The 15,733-nt window shown below is 58.8% G+C and carries 12 protein-coding genes; 5 read left to right on the top strand and 7 right to left on the bottom strand.

Going from position 1 to position 15,733, the window contains the following annotated elements; all coding sequences use genetic code 11:
- Positions 1 to 487: 487 nt before the first annotated feature.
- Positions 488 to 2,689: a catalase/peroxidase HPI gene (gene katG / locus GOV53_RS20870; protein ID WP_170470379.1), complete on the bottom strand. Its 2,202-nt coding sequence runs from the start codon at positions 2,687 to 2,689 to the stop codon at positions 488 to 490.
- A gap of 268 nt (positions 2,690 to 2,957) precedes the next feature.
- Positions 2,958 to 3,803 (bottom strand): SDR family oxidoreductase, encoded by an 846-nt coding sequence (locus GOV53_RS20865; protein WP_170470376.1) that lies wholly within the window; start codon positions 3,801 to 3,803, stop codon positions 2,958 to 2,960.
- Between the two features lie 91 nt (positions 3,804 to 3,894).
- Between GOV53_RS20865 and GOV53_RS20860 the strand changes: the two genes are divergently transcribed.
- Positions 3,895 to 4,527, top strand: a complete 633-nt coding sequence (locus GOV53_RS20860; RefSeq protein ID WP_170470373.1) for a class I SAM-dependent DNA methyltransferase — start codon at positions 3,895 to 3,897, stop codon at positions 4,525 to 4,527.
- A gap of 6 nt (positions 4,528 to 4,533) precedes the next feature.
- Here the strand turns inward: GOV53_RS20860 and GOV53_RS20855 are convergent, their stop codons facing one another.
- Genes GOV53_RS20855 through GOV53_RS20845 form a run of 3 tightly spaced genes read right to left on the bottom strand, consistent with a single transcriptional unit; the run spans position 4,534 to position 8,502 of the window.
- Positions 4,534 to 5,313, bottom strand: coding sequence for a carnitinyl-CoA dehydratase (locus GOV53_RS20855; RefSeq protein WP_170470370.1), 780 nt, complete (start codon positions 5,311 to 5,313; stop codon positions 4,534 to 4,536).
- Entirely contained in the window at positions 5,310 to 7,325 is a 2,016-nt protein-coding gene (locus GOV53_RS20850; protein WP_170470367.1) for an acetate--CoA ligase family protein, read from the bottom strand. The genes GOV53_RS20855 and GOV53_RS20850 overlap by 4 nt, the downstream gene beginning before the upstream one ends.
- A gap of 16 nt (positions 7,326 to 7,341) precedes the next feature.
- Positions 7,342 to 8,502: an acyl-CoA dehydrogenase family protein gene (locus GOV53_RS20845; protein ID WP_170470365.1), complete on the bottom strand. Its 1,161-nt coding sequence runs from the start codon at positions 8,500 to 8,502 to the stop codon at positions 7,342 to 7,344.
- Positions 8,503 to 8,579: 77 nt separating this feature from the next.
- Here GOV53_RS20845 and GOV53_RS20840 point away from each other — a divergent pair, with 77 nt between their 5' ends.
- A complete protein-coding gene (locus tag GOV53_RS20840) occupies positions 8,580 to 9,521 on the top strand; it encodes a GlxA family transcriptional regulator (protein ID WP_170470362.1) in 942 nt (313 codons plus the stop codon).
- Here GOV53_RS20840 and GOV53_RS20835 read toward each other — a convergent pair.
- Both GOV53_RS20835 and GOV53_RS20830 read right to left on the bottom strand, forming a co-directional pair.
- Complete coding sequence (locus GOV53_RS20835; RefSeq protein ID WP_170470359.1) at positions 9,518 to 10,507, bottom strand: sterol desaturase family protein; 990 nt, start codon at positions 10,505 to 10,507, stop codon at positions 9,518 to 9,520. The genes GOV53_RS20840 and GOV53_RS20835 overlap by 4 nt on opposite strands.
- Before the next feature lie 22 nt (positions 10,508 to 10,529).
- Positions 10,530 to 11,285: a class II aldolase and adducin N-terminal domain-containing protein gene (locus tag GOV53_RS20830; protein WP_170470356.1), complete on the bottom strand. Its 756-nt coding sequence runs from the start codon at positions 11,283 to 11,285 to the stop codon at positions 10,530 to 10,532.
- 118 nt (positions 11,286 to 11,403) lie between these two features.
- On the opposite strand from GOV53_RS20830, the gene GOV53_RS20825 reads away from it, so the two are divergent.
- The 3 genes from GOV53_RS20825 to GOV53_RS20815 all read left to right on the top strand — a co-directional run bounded on the left by GOV53_RS20825 (position 11,404) and on the right by GOV53_RS20815 (position 15,685).
- Positions 11,404 to 12,279 (top strand): LysR family transcriptional regulator, encoded by an 876-nt coding sequence (locus GOV53_RS20825; RefSeq protein ID WP_170470353.1) that lies wholly within the window; start codon positions 11,404 to 11,406, stop codon positions 12,277 to 12,279.
- 143 nt (positions 12,280 to 12,422) lie between these two features.
- Positions 12,423 to 14,225 carry an adenine deaminase gene (ade, locus tag GOV53_RS20820; RefSeq protein ID WP_170470350.1) on the top strand — a complete coding sequence of 601 codons (1,803 nt, stop codon included), beginning with the start codon at positions 12,423 to 12,425 and terminating at the stop codon, positions 14,223 to 14,225.
- Positions 14,222 to 15,685, top strand: a complete 1,464-nt coding sequence (locus GOV53_RS20815) for an AMP nucleosidase (RefSeq protein WP_170470348.1) — start codon at positions 14,222 to 14,224, stop codon at positions 15,683 to 15,685. Before ade ends, GOV53_RS20815 begins: the two co-directional genes overlap by 4 nt.
- Positions 15,686 to 15,733: the final 48 nt, after the last annotated feature.

Genomic DNA, 15,733 nt, shown 5'->3' with positions numbered 1-15,733 from the left:
AAACGAACCAAACCGCCCACATATCTCTTCAGTTATCCATCAATGTCAAAGAACATAACACCCAGAGCCAAAAACCAGACCGTTGCGCCAAAAAATCAGCGCGCCCGCCTAACTCATTCCCCAAGATGCCCCCAGTCTCTCCTGAGCGTCTCAACCGTCTTTCCAGTCCGTCAGGCCGTCTCTCCGACCCGTCAGCACCGCCTCAGCAGCGCCGGTGAAGGGGTATTTACGGATTAGGTCTGGGACCTGCAACCCCCATTTTGAAAAAACTTCGCATTTCTCTGCGGATTCTTTCCCATGTTAATGAAAACAACAGGTTAACTTTAGAAATCGCCTGTTCGAATGAGCTCAACCGTGCTTACCGTTAGCAAGAGCTCTGACAGTTGGCGGAATCGTACCCAATGCTTGGTATGCCCGCGGGTCTCGATCAAAATAAAACGCCGCCCGAGTCTCCCCGAGCGGCGCTATCAGTGAAATGATCTCGGGCTTAATTCAGATCAAAGCGATCCGCGTTCATCACCTTGTTCCAGGCCGAGACGAAGTCGCAGACGAACTTGCCCTCGGCACCGGCCTGACCATAGACCTCGGCCAATGCCCGCAGCTGCGAGTTAGAGCCAAAGACCAGATCGACACGGGTGCCGGTCCACTTGACCTCACCGCTTGCACGGTCACGACCTTCGTAGACGCCTTTGCTCGCGGGCTTCCATTCGGTGCTCATGTCCAGCAGGTTGGTGAAGAAGTCATTGCTGAGCACACCAACGCGATCTGTCAGCACGCCATGCTTGCTGTCGCCGAAGTTCGCACCCAGCACGCGCAGACCGCCCACAAGGGCCGTCATCTCAGGCGCGGAAAGGGTCAGCAACTGCGCCCGGTCCACCAGCAGCTCTTCGGGCGAGACGGTATAGTCCGCTTTTTGATAGTTGCGGAACCCATCTGCGGCGGGTTCGAGCATACCCACGCTTTCCACGTCGGTCTGGTCCTGCGTCGCATCTGTACGACCCGGAGCAAACGGAACTTCGACATCCTGACCACCGGCTTTGGCCGCCTGTTCGATGCCAACGGCACCGGCCAGAACGATCACGTCCGCCAGGGACACTTTCTTGTTGCCTGACTGGGCATCGTTGAACGCTTTCTGAACGCCTTCCAGAGCATCCAGCGCTTTGGACAGTTTCAGAGGCTCGTTTACGTCCCAGTCCTTCTGCGGCGCAAGACGGATTCGGGCACCATTGGCACCGCCACGCTTATCCGACCCACGGAAGGTCGAGGCCGAGGCCCAAGCGGTCGAGACCAGCTCGGACACCGACAGGCCCGATGCGGCGATCTTGGCTTTCAGGTCCGCGACATCGGCGTCGTCGACTAGATCGTGATCCACAGCCGGGACGTTATCCTGCCAGATCAGCTCTTCGGTCGGTGCTTCCGGACCGATATAGCTGGAACGCGGGCCCATGTCGCGGTGGGTCAGTTTGAACCACGCGCGGGCGAAGGCATCGGCGAATTCTTCCGGGTTCTCGTGGAAGCGCTTCGAGATCGGTCCATAGATCGGGTCCATGCGCATCGCCATATCGGCAGTGGTCATCATGGTTTTGACCTTCTTTGACGGATCATGGGCCTGCGGGGCCATGTCCTCTTCCTTGACGCCGATCGGTTCCCATATCCATGCGCCCGAGGGGCTCTTGGTCAGGTTCCACTCATATCCGAACAACAGGTCGAAATAGCCGTTGTCCCATTTGATCGGGTTCGCGGTCCATGCGCCTTCGATGCCCGAGGTCGTGGTGTCATCACCCTTGCCCGAGCCGAACTTGTTTATCCAGCCAAAGCCCATCTCTTCGATCGGGGCCGCTTCGGGATCGGGGCCCACCAAATCGGGGTCGCCTGCACCATGGGCTTTACCGAATGTGTGACCACCGGCAACCAGAGCAACGGTTTCCTCATCATTCATCGCCATACGGCCAAATGTGTCACGGATGTCGCGGCCCGAGGCCAAGACGTTCGGCTCACCATCGGGGCCTTCGGGGTTCACATAGATCAGGCCCATCTGGACAGCAGCCAGCGGGTTTTCCAGATCACGCTCGCCCGAGTAGCGGCTGTGCGGGTTATCCGTCGGGGCCAGCCATTCGGTTTCCGAACCCCAATAGATGTCTTCCTCTGGTGCCCAGATGTCTTCACGACCACCGGCGAAACCGAAGGTCTTGCCGCCCATCGATTCAATGGCGCAGTTCCCGGCCAGGATCATCAGGTCGGCCCAGGAAATCTGGTTGCCGTATTTCTGTTTGATCAGCCACAGCAGACGGCGCGCTTTGTCGAGGTTGCCGTTGTCCGGCCAGCTGTTCAGCGGTGCAAAACGCTGGTTGCCGGTCGAAGCACCGCCACGGCCATCCGCGGTCCGATACGTCCCGGCGCTGTGCCACGCCATACGGATGAACAGACCACCATAGTGACCATAATCCGCCGGCCACCAGTCTTGCGAGTCTGTCATCAGCGCAAAGAGGTCATCCTTCAGCGCCTGATAGTCCAGCTTCTGGAATTCTTCGGCATAGTTGAAATCCGGGTCCATTGGGCTCGACGCCGGCGAATTCTGGTGCAGAATCGACAGGTTCAGCTGGTTCGGCCACCAATCCCGGTTCGACCGGGTTCCTGCGCTATGCATTACAGGGCAACCGCCTGCTTTGGGGTTATCACTTCCGTCCATGTCGATCTCCAATCCTGGCTAAATTCCGGCTCAGTCGCGCGGTGAAAAACTCGGTCGATCAAGAACATATATAGATGACACTTTTGCCTCTTTTAGATGCGCGACCTGTATTGCGCGCATTCCAGCAGAGGTATCGGCGACTCTTGTCTTGTCGCCGCCAGAACTAGCAGATTCAAACCATGCAAAAAAGTTTTGTTTATGGATGAACTCTATAACCAAAAGCTATCAATCTTGGCACCGTGCCGTGCCAACGAAAACAACCCGGCTTTTAACTGTCGACCATTAAGGACTTCAGACCGACCCTGTAATTTGGATAAAGCAGAGAGACGCCCAACTCATCCTTGATCCGATCATTCCTGACGCGCTTGTTCTCGTTGTAAAAACTGCGCGCCATGGGGGTCATATCTGCCTCGTCAAAGGACACTTCGGGCGGTAGTGGCAAACCCTGCAACTCGGCTGCAAAGGCGATGACATCCTGAGGGGGGACTGGTTCGTCATCACACACGTTGTAGACCGCACCCGGATTCGGCGCATTCATGGACGCGTTCAGGACTTGGGCAATGTCTGCCACGTGAATGCGCGAAAAGACCTGCCCGGGCTTAATGATACGACGCATGCCGACGCGCTTAAGCTTGGAAAACGGACCGCGGCCGGGGCCGTAGATACCGGCAAGGCGGAATATATGCGTCGGTAGACCCGGAATGCTTTGCCACTGTTCTTCGGCCTGCACCCGCCACCTGCCCCGTTCCGCAGTTGGAGTGGCCGGGGTGGATTCGTCTACCCAGGCACCCTGGTGGTCCCCATAGACAGCAGTGGTCGACAGATAGCCGACCCATTCGAACTGCGTCGCCCGTTCGGCGATCTCATCCCGCAGGGCAGCCAAGACCGGATCGCCTTTCGCATTTGGTGCCGTGGATATCAGCAGATGTGTCACCCCGTCCAACTGCGGTTGCTGCCCCGGCCAGATCACCGCTTCCGCTCCCGAGGCCCGAATAACCGGCGCCTGTGCCGGGTCACGCGTGGTGCCCAGAATGCGCCAGCCTTGAGGTTGCAACTCATGGGACAAGGCCTGCGCCGAATACCCGTGACCGAAAGAAAAGAGAGTGCCTGTCATACGTTCTTAGATGATCGGCAATTTCAGCAGATGCAAGAACTCTACGCTGCGACACTTGATTCGAATCCCCCATTGCGCCTTTCTTTTAGGCATGAGTGACAAAACACCCGATATCCACGCGGCATACGCGCTAAAGTCGCCGGACGACCATAAACGCCTCTATGCCGAATGGGCCGGGGATTACGACGAAGGTTTTGCCACGTTCGAGGACTATCAGCTGCACATCCACACCGCCCGCGCCTTTGTTACAGCCGGCGGACAGGGACCTGTTCTGGACGTTGGTGCAGGAACTGGTCTGTGCGGCGCAGTTTTGGCCGGGCTGGGCGTGGGGCCGATTGATGCCACCGATATCAGCCCAGAGATGCTGGATCAGGCCATGCGCAAGGATATCTATCGCGACGCGATCGAGGCCGATCTGAATCAGGGCATCCCGGTGCCGCGCGACAGCTACTCTGGCATTGTTTCATCCGGCACCTTCACCCACGGGCATCTTGGACCCGAGGCTTTGTCAGCACTCTTGCGCGTCGCAAGACCCGGAGCGCAATTCGCCCTATCCATTAACGCGCAGCACTATGAGAAACGCGGTTTCGCCGAAACCCTGCACCGGCTGGCGCAGGACAGGATCCGCAATCTGGCATTGCCCGAGGTCCGTATTTTTGGCGATTTGGCGACAGGCCCGAACAAGGACGACACAGCCCTGATTGCGCTTTTCGAACGCTGTTGATCCGGTCTATCGGCCTTTCCACACTGGATCACGCTTTTCGGCAAAGGCGCGCGCGCCTTCCAGATTGTCTTCGGACCCGTAAAGGACATCGACCGTCGGTAGTTGTCTTTGCGTGATCCGGTTCATGGCGTCCTGAAACTTGGAATCCTCGGCATCGCGCACGATCTCTTTTATTGCGGCGTAAACCAAGGGCGGACCGCTGGCCAGAAGGCGCGCCAACTCCCACGCGCGGTCCATCAGCTGATCCCCTGGAACGACCTCATTCACCAGACCCCAATTCTTGGCTTCATGCGGATCGAACCAGCGCCCGGTCAGCAGCAGCTCCATCGCGACGTGATAAGGAATGCGTTTGGGCAGTTTGACGCTGGCCGCGTCGGCCACCGTGCCCGAGCGGATTTCCGGCAGCGCGAAACTGGCGTGGTCGGCGGCCAGGATCATGTCGGCGCTCAGCGCCAGTTCCAGACCACCGCCGCAAGCAATCCCGTTGACCGCAGCGATCACCGGCTTGTTCATATCCCGCAATTCCTGCAGCCCGCCGAATCCGCCGACACCATAGTCGCCGTCTACGGCATCGCCATCGGCGGCCGCTTTCAGATCCCAGCCGGGGCAAAAGAACTTCTCGCCGCCCCCGGTCAGGATGGCGACGCGAAGGTCAGGATCATCGCGGAAATCGCGAAACACCTCGCCCATGACCCGGCTGGTCGCCAGATCAATGGCGTTTGCCTTTGGCCGATCCAGAGTGACTTCTAAAATCGCGCCATCGCGTTTGGTTTTGATCGGGTTCATGAACTTGCCTTTCGGATCAGAGCGTCCACCGCCACCGCACGGTCCGGCGTGCAGATCAGTGGGTTGATTTCAACTTCGCTGACATGGGATGCGTTGGCAATCACATAGGCTTGCACCGCTTCGACCGTGTCCAATATGGCCTCCATCTGCGCCGCAGGTTTGCCACGATAACCCTCTAGCAGAGGCGCGCATTTCAACCTGCCCAGCGCGTCTTGCACTACGTCCCGAGAGGATGGGATCAGCAGCCAGACGGTGTCGCGCAGAATCTCTGTCAGCACCCCGCCTGCCCCAAGCGTCAGGACAAACCCATGGGCCGCGTCGCGGGTCACGCCAACCAGCAGTTCGGCAACGCCGCCTTCGGCCATTTCTTCGATCAGAACCTCATCTGTCCCGATGTCCGCCGCGACTTTGGCAACCGCGTCCGCGTGAACGTCCAGACGGACGGCCGCATGTTCCGACTTATGCGCCAGACCGACGCCTTTGACGGCAAAAGGGCCCGTCAGGTTGGCAGAGGCGCCGTCGGCCATTGCCGCCGATGCAACGACACTTTGGGGAACACGAACGCCAAAGTCGGCCAGCGCCTGTTTTGCTTCTGCTTCGGTCAGCACCTCGTCTGCATCAGTGTCCGACGGCAACAGAACCGGTTCAGCCTCGGGCGCTTTTGGGCGTGATGCCGCCTCAATCGACGCGAGGGCTTCGTGCAGTCCAGCAAAGGGAACAACGCCCCCGCCCATGAGGCGCAACGCAACATCCTCGGGCAAAAGTTCGGGTAAGGTGGCCGTGACTGCAAATGGGCGACCGGTCAGGGCAACACAGTTCAGTGCGGCTTGTGTGGCGCAGCCCCAGTCCGTCGCGTCGGTGTGTGGATAGTCAACTATGGCCATTGTTAGAGCCTGCTCGGGGCTCATCATGGCGCTCCATGCCCGGGTCATCGCCTCTGTGTCACGCCAAATGTAGGTGTGATAATCGAGCGGGTTCGCCAAAGCGACCATGGGCCCGAGCGCCTCGCGCAGATTGTCTTTTTGCTTTTGCGACAGCGGCGGAAAGTGCACGTCACGTTCTTCGGCCATATCGGCGGCCAGACTGGCCTCTCCCCCCGAACAACTGATCGAGCCCAACCCGTTGCCGTCCAATCGACCAGTCACATGCAAAAGTTTGAGGCATTCCAAAAAGCTGGGAATGTCATCCAGCCGCGCGATTCCGAGCCGGTCCAGAAATGCCTGCGCACCCGCGTCTCCGCCTGCCAGTGACGCCGTATGGGAGATTGTCGCTGCCTGCGCGTGGGCCGAGCGGCCCATCTTGAGCGCAATAATCGGAACGTCCCGGTCCCGCGCCTTTTTGGCCAAGGCTTCCCATTTGCGCAGATCGCCGAACCCTTCGATATGGACCCCAATCGCCGTAATCCGGTCATCATCCAACAGCGCTGAGGCTATATCCGCTTGATGAGTTTGCGCCTGATTGCCGCTGGTCAGCATAAAGGCCAGCGGCAAAGCCCGGCGCTGCATCGTCATGTTGATCGCGATGTTCGAGCTTTGGGTCAGAATCGCCACGCCGCGATCCACCGGTCGCATCCCATGCTGATCCGGCCAAACAGCCGCGCGCGCCAACCCGTTGACGAAGCCATAGCAGTTTGGCCCCAGAATCGGCATATCCCCAGCGGCCTGCACCAAACGCGCTTGCAGATCGGCGCCCTCTCCGTCTTCGGCGCGCGCTTCGGTGAAGCCTGATGCGAAACATACGGCGCCACCGGCGCCCATGGCGGACAGGGCAGCAACCGCATCGATCGTCGCATGGCGGTTGATGCCCACAAAGGCAACGTCGGGTGCTGCGGGCAGGTCTTCGAGGCTCGCAAAAGCGGTCTCACTTGCAATCGAGCCTGCCTTTGGATGGACTGGCCAGATATCGCCCTGAAACCCGAATTTGCGGGCCTGTTCAATCACGGAGGTACACCAAGCCCCGCCACCGATCACAGCAATGGACGTGGGGTGCAGGACGCGGGACAGAGAAGACATCAGCCGTCCCCCGCCGTCACGCACCGAGCGCTCTCAGCAGATCGCGGCTGATGATATGACGCTGGATCTCGCTGGTCCCGTCCCAAATCCGTTCGACCCGCGCGTCGCGCCAAAAGCGTTCCAGCGGATAGTCGTCCATCAGACCCATACCGCCGTGAATTTGAATGGCAGCATCGGTCACACGCGCCAGCATCTCGGACGCATATAGCTTGGCCGAGGCGATCTCGCGGTTGGCGGGCAAGCCTTTGTCCAACCGATCCGCAGCCGCCAGCGTCAACAAGTCCGCCGCGTCGATCTCGGTAATCATGTCCGCGATCTGGAACGACACGCCCTGGAACTTACCGATCTTCTGGCCGAATTGTTCACGCGTGGCCGAGTAATCCAAAGCATAGTCAAACGCACGGCGCGCGCGGCCCACGGACATCGCAGCGACGGTGATACGCGTCGCATAGAGCCACGTGTTCATGACGTCGAACCCACCGTCGACCTCTCCTAGCACTTGGGAATCAGGCAGACGACAATCATCGAAATCCAGCACCATGTTCTTGTAGCCGCGGTGGCTGACAGACTTGTATCCATCCCGGATCGTGAATCCCGGCGTCCCGCGATCAACAAGAAACGCAGTGATCCTCTTTTTCGGGCCTTTGGGCGTCTGATCCTCACCAGTTGCGATGAAGACGATGATAAAGTCCGCATGCTCCGCGCCCGAGATGAAGTGCTTGGTGCCGTTGACCACCCAGTCTCCGCCGTCCCGAACAGCCGCGCATTTCATGCCGCGCACATCCGACCCCGCACCGGGTTCCGTCATCGCCAACGCATCCATCTTTTCGCCACGCACGGCGGGAATAAGGTAACGCTCTACTTGGTCGCCCTCACACGCCATCAGAATGTTCTGAGGTCGTCCGAAGAAATGGTTCAGCGCCATGGAACCGCGACCAAGCTCACGCTCGACCAGAGCAAATTCCAGATGGTTCAGCCCAGCGCAGCCGACGCTTTCGGGAAAGTTGCAGGCGTAAAAGCCCAGCTCGATTGTCTTGCGCTTAATCTCGTCCGCGACGTCCTGCGGCACTTCACCAGTGCGCTCGACCAGCTCCTCATGCGGGTAGATCTCGTTTTCAACAAAGCTGCGAACGGTTGAGACGATCATTTCCTGTTCGTCGGACAATCCATATTGCATCGGGCGTCTCCAAATCCGGTGTTGCGCGTATCCTGACGTGGCTTGCTTTTTGAAACGTGCAGAAATAGACGTTTACCATGCACGATTGGACTAAATCACCCTCTGCACCGCAGCAAATCGGGGTTCTTCTGTTCGACGGATTCTCGAACCATTGTCTGGCCAACACGGTCGAGCCACTGCGCGCCGCAAATACGCTGGCCGGTCGCAAATTGTACGACTGGCGGTTTCTGTCGCTCGAGGATGGGCCGGTCACATCCTCATCCGGTCTGCAAGTCGCGCCGCACGGGGCGTTGCAGACGGCCAGCGGGGACATGCTGATGGTCATGCCATCATACGGGTTTCGTGCGCATGGCGGCTGGAAGACCCTATCGGGGCTGCGCTCGGCGGATCAGCGGTTCAAGCTGTTGGCGGGATTGGACACCGGCAGTTGGCTTTTGGCGCAGGCAGGGCTGCTAGACGGGCATCGCGCCACGATTCACTGGGAAGAACTGACTGGCTTCACCGAGCGTTTTCCCGAAATTGATACCCGGCGCGAGCGTTTTGTCATCGACCGCAACCGGATCACCTGTTCCGGGGCGATGGCGGCCTTCGATCTGGTGCTGCATCTGATTGGGCGCGATCAGGGGCAGGCTTTGGCACTGGAAGTGTCCCAATTGTTCATGACCCGCGATTCCGCGCGGTCACATGCGGGCGGCGCGGGTGCCACCAGTGGCTACGTGAACAAGGCGCTGGCCCTGATGCAAGAGAACCTTGAAGCCCCGCTGCCCATTTCGGAAATCGCCGGGCTGGTTGGTCGATCGCAGAAAGCGTTGTCCGTTCGAATGCAGGCCGAGTTGGGTGCCGGCCCGGCCCAGGTTTATCGGCGCTTGCGCCTGAATCTTGCGCGTAAACTGGTTTCTGAGACGGACCTGAGCATTGGTGAGGTCGCCCTGCGGTCGGGTTATGACGACCCCAGCGCCCTGACCCGCGCCTTTAAGTCCGAGTTCGGGATCACGCCCCGCGCGATTCGGACCGATTAGGTATACATCTGTTTCTTGTAAGCCCGCGTCCGAGTTGTCGCCTCGGCCGATCCGTCGTGATAGGTGCCGAACCACTTGTCGAACGGGATCTCCGAGGTGCCATAGTTGCACTCGAAATACCGGTGGTGCAGCTGGTGAAAGAAGTCCCCGGCCCGGGCGGCATCCGTGTCCCCAGCCTTGAGCTTTTCAAAGCCGGAGTGCGACAGGACTGGGCTGATCTGCTGAAAATAGGTATGGAACAGCACGTGCAACGGATGCGACGGCACGATCAGGTGGATGAAGTAGGTCGTGAAGTACAACAGGTTCTCGTACCAATGGTTCGAAATCCCCGACCAGGGCCCGATGTTCACGTTCCGATGGTGCACGGCGTGCACGTATTTATAGAGCTTCGGGTGATGCTCGAGCCTGTGAACCCAATAGAAATGCAGCCCCGACCACATCGGGATGAACACCATCCAGACCACGAACCATACCGGCGCACCAGACCATGTCACCGTGGGGACATATCCGTTGGCCATCGCCCAATAGATGACCCACTGGTACACGGTCGCGACGGTCATCGCGCTGCCCAACGTCCACCAGATGTTATCCAGAACCTGATTTCGGAAAGTGAATGTACCATTGTTACGGGTCAGGTCGCGGCGGTCGAACTTTTTGTACATCCCCTGCCCTTTGCGCATGTAAAGCCACCAGTGCAGCCCGCCCGCAATCAGAATTTGGGGCACCATATTCAGCAGCCAGATGCGGAACATCCATCCTGGCGCAAAGCTCTGCATGGTTTCCAGTGGAGGGAAGAAGAACGCATAGGCAAGGACTGCCAGTGTCAGACACAAGGTCAGGGACGTGATCTGCAACCAAGCGCCGCTGTACCATTTCAGCACAGCAGACGGGCGCGGCGGCCAACTGAAAAGCGGGTTCAATCCAACCGGGCCTTCGGGGAGATAGTGCCAGCGGGCGGTTTCGGGATCCTGTGCTGTATCAGACATGGCAATTACCCTGTTGAGGTTGTCACGTGGCGTAGTCAGAACCGTCGGCATCCAGCAAAGCCTTTACCTCTCGCAGATGTGAGGCGGCCTGGTCCGGATAGTCATCAAGCTCTTGCGCGGTCTTCTCGGCGATCTCATCGGATAGCACGCGCAATGGCTGCCCGGTTTGCAGCGCGCGGATATAAGTTTCTGCCGCACGCTCGAAATAATAGAGCCTATTAAAGGTGTCCGCGGGATCACTGCCAATCACGAGCACCCCGTGATTCCCCATGATCATGACCTTCTTTTTGGGGTCCGACAGCATGGAGGCACAGCGTTCCCCTTCGCTTTCAAAAGCCAAACCACCAAATTCCTGATCGATGACATAGCGGTCATAAAACGTGGCCGTGTTCTGATCGATCGGCGGCAAAGTGCTGTCCGCCAGTGAGGCGAGCACAGTCGCAAAGATCGAGTGCACATGCATCACACAGCGCGCGTGGGGGCAATGACGATGGATTGATCCATGCAAACCCCAGGCTGTCGGATCGGGAGCGCCGGGTTGGCTCATGACGTCCGGGTCATTGGCGTCCAGCAGCAGCAGATTTGACGCTTTGATCCGCGCAAAGTGCATCTGGTTCGGGTTCATAAGGAACTGCGTGCCATCCGGGTTCACGGCCAGACTAAAATGGTTGGCCACGCCCTCATGCATGTTCAAACGCTCAACCCAGCGAAAGGTTGCGGCCAGGTCCACGCGTTCGGCCCAGTGGTCAATATTGGCGCGTAGGTTGGTGACAGTCATTCCGGACTCCTTTGCCGATGGCTGAGGGCTTTGGGAAATCGTGCCTGTGACTGCAAAAATTGACCAACGAAAAAAACGCAACTATCCCATTAGTGAAACTAATGGCAAGGTTATGCACATGCAGAAACCGCTTCCACCACTGGGCTGGCTGCGCACGTTCGAGGCTGCGGCGCGGCACCTGTCTTTTACCGGTGCCGCACGGGATCTGAACATGACCCAAAGCGCGGTCAGCCAGCAGATCAAGTCGTTGGAAGGGTATATTGGCCAGCCGCTGTTCTTGCGTCGACCACGCGCGCTGGAAATGACCGAGGCAGGGCTGACTTATCTGCCTGTTGTCCGCGAGGCGTTTCGGACGCTGGAACGAGGGACCCGGGCCGTGACAGGAGCCCAACAGAACGCAGTTCAGGTGCAAAGCAACATCACCTTCGCAGTGAACTGGCTGGGACCCAGGCTGCCGAGGTTCCGCGAGGCGCATCCCGACGTGCAGCTGAACATCTTTACTGAACTGTGGGAACCGCGGGAAATGGCCGAGGGCGCGGCCGTCGAAATCCGCTATTCGTTGCGCCCATCCGATACCGTCCGAACCGAGCTGCTGCGAACCGATCATTACTATCCCGTTTGTGCGCCGGGGTACGAAGTGACGCTGGAGAATTTGCAGCAAAAGCCCTTGTTCGATTGTTCGAACCTGTTGTCGAACTGGCAAAACTGGATCGAAGATCAGAGTCTAACCTGGCAAAATCCCGCTGTGACCTATTCCACGACTTATCTTGTCAGCCTCTCAGCTGCGATCGCGGGCGGCGGGTTATGCCTGACCCATGACACCATCGCAAAGGATCTGATCGCGCAAGGTCGCCTGATCGCGCCATTCACCTACAGAGCTCCAATGCCCGAAGCCTATTATTTGCTGCTGTCACCAATTGCCGAGCAAAGCCCCGGAGCGGTGGCCTTTGCAGATTGGGTGCGGCGCGAGATTGAGGCCGACCAAAAAAGCTGAACGGGGCTGCTCCCGCCCATCATCAATGCCCTGACGGGCATTTCTTCTGGTTGGGCCGGGCAGCGCTGGCGCGCTGCGTGACGGTTTGATGATACCTGTTCACAAGGGGTTGAACCTTCCATCGCATTCGGGAAAGTTGGGCCATGGAATACACGCCCTTCCCAAGTTGGCCCGATGTCGCCCCCCGTTTAATTGCTGTCGCCGCAGGCCGTGAGGCAGCGGATATGGTTATTCGTGGTGGGATCTGGGTGAACGTGCACAGCCGCGAAACGTTGGCAGACCACGACATTGCTATCGCAGATGGTCGTGTGGCTTATGTGGGACGAGACGCATCCCATTGCACCGGCCCGGACACGCAGGTCATCGAAGCGAACGGACGCTATATGGTCCCGGGGTTGTGCGATGCGCATATGCATATCGAGTCCGGCATGCTGACCCCTGCCGAGTTCGCCCGCGCTGTGATCCCGCATGGAACGACCAGCATGTTCACCGACCCGCATGAAATTGCCAACGTGCTGGGCCTGGACGGTGTACGCATGATGCATGACGAGGCGATGATGCAACCGGTGAATATCTTCACCCAGATGCCGTCTTGCGCGCCATCCGCTCCGGGGTTGGAAACGACTGGCTATGAGATCACAGCTGAGGATGTGGCCGAGGCAATGAGCTGGCCGGGAATTATTGGCCTAGGTGAGATGATGAATTTTCCGGGCGTCGTCCATGGCGACCCAAAGATGTTGGCCGAAATTGCCGCCACTCAGCGTGCTGGTAAGACTGTGGGCGGACATTACGCTTCGCCTGATTTAGGGCCTGATTTCGCAGCCTATGTCGCCGGGGGGCCTGCGGACGATCATGAAGGAACCTGCGAAGCGGATGCCATTGCGCGTGTGCGTCAGGGTATGCGGTCGATGATGCGGCTGGGCTCGGCCTGGTATGATGTGGAAAGCCAGATCACAGCATTGACCGAGAAAGGGCTGGACCCGAGGAATTTCATCCTGTGCACCGACGACTGCCATTCCGGCACGCTGGTCAATGACGGGCACATGAATCGTGTCGTCCGGCACGCCATTGCCTGCGGATGCGATCCACTGATCGCGCTGCAAATGGCAACGATCAACACCGCGACCCATTTCGGACTGGAGCGCGAAATCGGTTCGATCACCCCCGGTCGGCGCGCGGATATCATCCTCAGCTCGGATTTGACGAATTTGCCCATCGAGACGGTTATCGCGCGTGGTCAGGTCGTGGCCGAAAGCGGCGAAATTACTGTAGACTGCCCGCATTTCAACTGGCCCAACGCCGCGCGCAACACCGTCCATCTGGGGCATAAGCTGACTGCGACGGACTTTGAGATCGAAGCGCCCGCTGGGGCGAACCGCGTACAGGCCAACGTGATCGGCGTGGTGGAAAATCAGGCCCCGACCAAAGCCCTGAAAGCGGAACTGCCCATAATCGGCGGTCTGGTCGAGGGCGAAGGCGATGTCTGCCAAATCGCGCTGGTCGAACGCCACCGCGCGACGGGCAGCGTGACCAACGCGTTTGTCTCGGGCTTTGGGTATCAGGGCAAAATGGCCATGGCTTCCACCGTGGCGCATGACAGCCATCATATGATCGTCGTCGGCACCGACCGCGATCAGATGGCATTGGCTGCGAACCGACTGGCCGAGGTGGGCGGCGGCATCACCATCTTCCGCGATGGGGAAGAGCTGGCGCTGGTCGAGCTACCCATTGCTGGCCTAATGTCCGACAGCCCGGCTGAAACCGTCGCCGCCAAAGCCGAGGATATGGTCGCCGCAATGGAGGCCTGCGGCTGCACCCTCAACAACGCTTATATGCAGCACTCTCTTCTGGCGCTGGTCGTGATCCCCGAATTGCGGATTTCCGACCTCGGCCTGGTGGATGTGCGCACGTTTGAAAAAATAGACCTTCTGGAACCACTTGCATGACAATAATAAAAACTCCCGACGCGCCGAAGCCCGAGCAATTCACCGACCCCAAGGCCGCTGTCGCCCGTTTGGAAGAACTGTACGAACAGGCGACCCGCTTTCTCTGCGACAGCTTTTCTGCGGCAATGGAACAAGAGGCGCCGACCGCGCGTTACAGAGCCTATTATCCTGAAATTCGCATCAAAACGTCGTCTTACGCGCATGTAGACAGCCGTCTGAGTTTCGGACACGTCTCAGAACCCGGTGTTCATGCGACGACCGTCACGCGCCCTGATCTGTTCCGGTCCTACCTGACTCAGCAGATTGCGTTGCTGATCAAAAACCACGACCAGCCGGTTACAATCGGCGCGTCTGACACGCCGATCCCGGTACATTTTGCAGTGGCCAACAATCCCGACCTGCATGTCCCGCAGCAAGGTGCCGCCGGATTCACCTTACGCGATATTTTTGACGTACCCGACCTGACGACCACTAATGATGACATCGTAAACGGGGTGCATGACATCGAGGACGGGGTTGGGCCGCTGGCTCTGTTCACCGCCCAAAGGGTTGACTATTCACTGGCGCGGCTTGCGCATTACACCGCGACAGACCCAAGCCATTTCCAGAACCACGTTCTGTTCACGAACTACCAGTTCTATGTATCCGAGTTCGAGAACTATGCTCGCGAACAGCTGGCGGATCCTGAAAGCGGCTACACCAGCTTTGTTTCGACCGGAAATGTCGAGATTACCGAGGCCGATGCGGAGCTGACCCAACCGCTGAAGCTGCCGCAGATGCCGACCTATCATCTGAAGCGTGAAGACGGGTCGGGGATTACCCTGGTCAATATCGGTGTCGGACCGTCGAACGCCAAAACGGCCACTGACCACATTGCGGTTCTCAGGCCGCATGCATGGCTGATGGTCGGTCACTGTGCCGGGCTGCGAAACACGCAGGCGCTGGGGGACTTTGTGCTGGCCCACGCCTATCTGCGTGAGGATAAGGTGCTGGACGACGATCTGCCGGTTTGGGTGCCGATCCCGCCATTGGCCGAGATTCAAGTGGCGCTGGAATTGGCGGTGGCCGAGGTCACCAAGCTTGAGGGCTACGAACTCAAGCGGATTATGCGGACCGGCACGGTCGCATCCGTCGACAATCGAAACTGGGAGCTGCGCGATCAGTCCGGCCCGGTGCAACGGCTTAGCCAATCCCGGGCCATCGCGCTGGATATGGAAAGCGCCACCATCGCCGCCAACGGCTATCGATTCCGGGTGCCCTACGGCACTTTGCTGTGCGTATCAGACAAACCTTTGCACGGCGAATTGAAGTTGCCAGGTATGGCTTCGGCTTTTTATACCACACAGGTCAGCCGCCATCTGGCCATCGGAATACGGGCGATGGAACACCTGCGCGGCATGCCGCTAGAGCGTCTGCACAGCCGGAAATTGCGTTCTTTCGACGAAACGGCCTTTCTCTGACGCAAAAAAGCAACGTTTTCCCCATATTTTTAGGGTTTTCGGCGCTAC

This window comes from Ruegeria arenilitoris (assembly GCF_013035315.1).
Classification (GTDB): domain Bacteria; phylum Pseudomonadota; class Alphaproteobacteria; order Rhodobacterales; family Rhodobacteraceae; genus Ruegeria; species Ruegeria arenilitoris_D.
The sequence above is the reverse complement of the archived record's forward strand: the minus strand, read 5'-3'. Positions and strand labels throughout refer to the sequence as shown.

Coding starts and splice junctions, on each gene's coding strand:
- GOV53_RS20825 (WP_170470353.1), top strand. CDS start 11,404: ATGCAGAAACCGCTTCCACCACTGGGCTGGCTGCGCACGTTCGAGGCT.
- GOV53_RS20840 (WP_170470362.1), top strand. CDS start 8,580: ATGCACGATTGGACTAAATCACCCTCTGCACCGCAGCAAATCGGGGTT.
- GOV53_RS20835 (WP_170470359.1), bottom strand. CDS start 10,507: ATGTCTGATACAGCACAGGATCCCGAAACCGCCCGCTGGCACTATCTC.
- ade (WP_170470350.1), top strand. CDS start 12,423: ATGGAATACACGCCCTTCCCAAGTTGGCCCGATGTCGCCCCCCGTTTA.
- GOV53_RS20850 (WP_170470367.1), bottom strand. CDS start 7,325: ATGTCTTCTCTGTCCCGCGTCCTGCACCCCACGTCCATTGCTGTGATC.
- GOV53_RS20855 (WP_170470370.1), bottom strand. CDS start 5,313: ATGAACCCGATCAAAACCAAACGCGATGGCGCGATTTTAGAAGTCACT.
- GOV53_RS20865 (WP_170470376.1), bottom strand. CDS start 3,803: ATGACAGGCACTCTCTTTTCTTTCGGTCACGGGTATTCGGCGCAGGCC.
- GOV53_RS20845 (WP_170470365.1), bottom strand. CDS start 8,502: ATGCAATATGGATTGTCCGACGAACAGGAAATGATCGTCTCAACCGTT.
- GOV53_RS20815 (WP_170470348.1), top strand. CDS start 14,222: ATGACAATAATAAAAACTCCCGACGCGCCGAAGCCCGAGCAATTCACC.
- GOV53_RS20830 (WP_170470356.1), bottom strand. CDS start 11,285: ATGACTGTCACCAACCTACGCGCCAATATTGACCACTGGGCCGAACGC.
- GOV53_RS20860 (WP_170470373.1), top strand. CDS start 3,895: ATGAGTGACAAAACACCCGATATCCACGCGGCATACGCGCTAAAGTCG.
- katG (WP_170470379.1), bottom strand. CDS start 2,689: ATGGACGGAAGTGATAACCCCAAAGCAGGCGGTTGCCCTGTAATGCAT.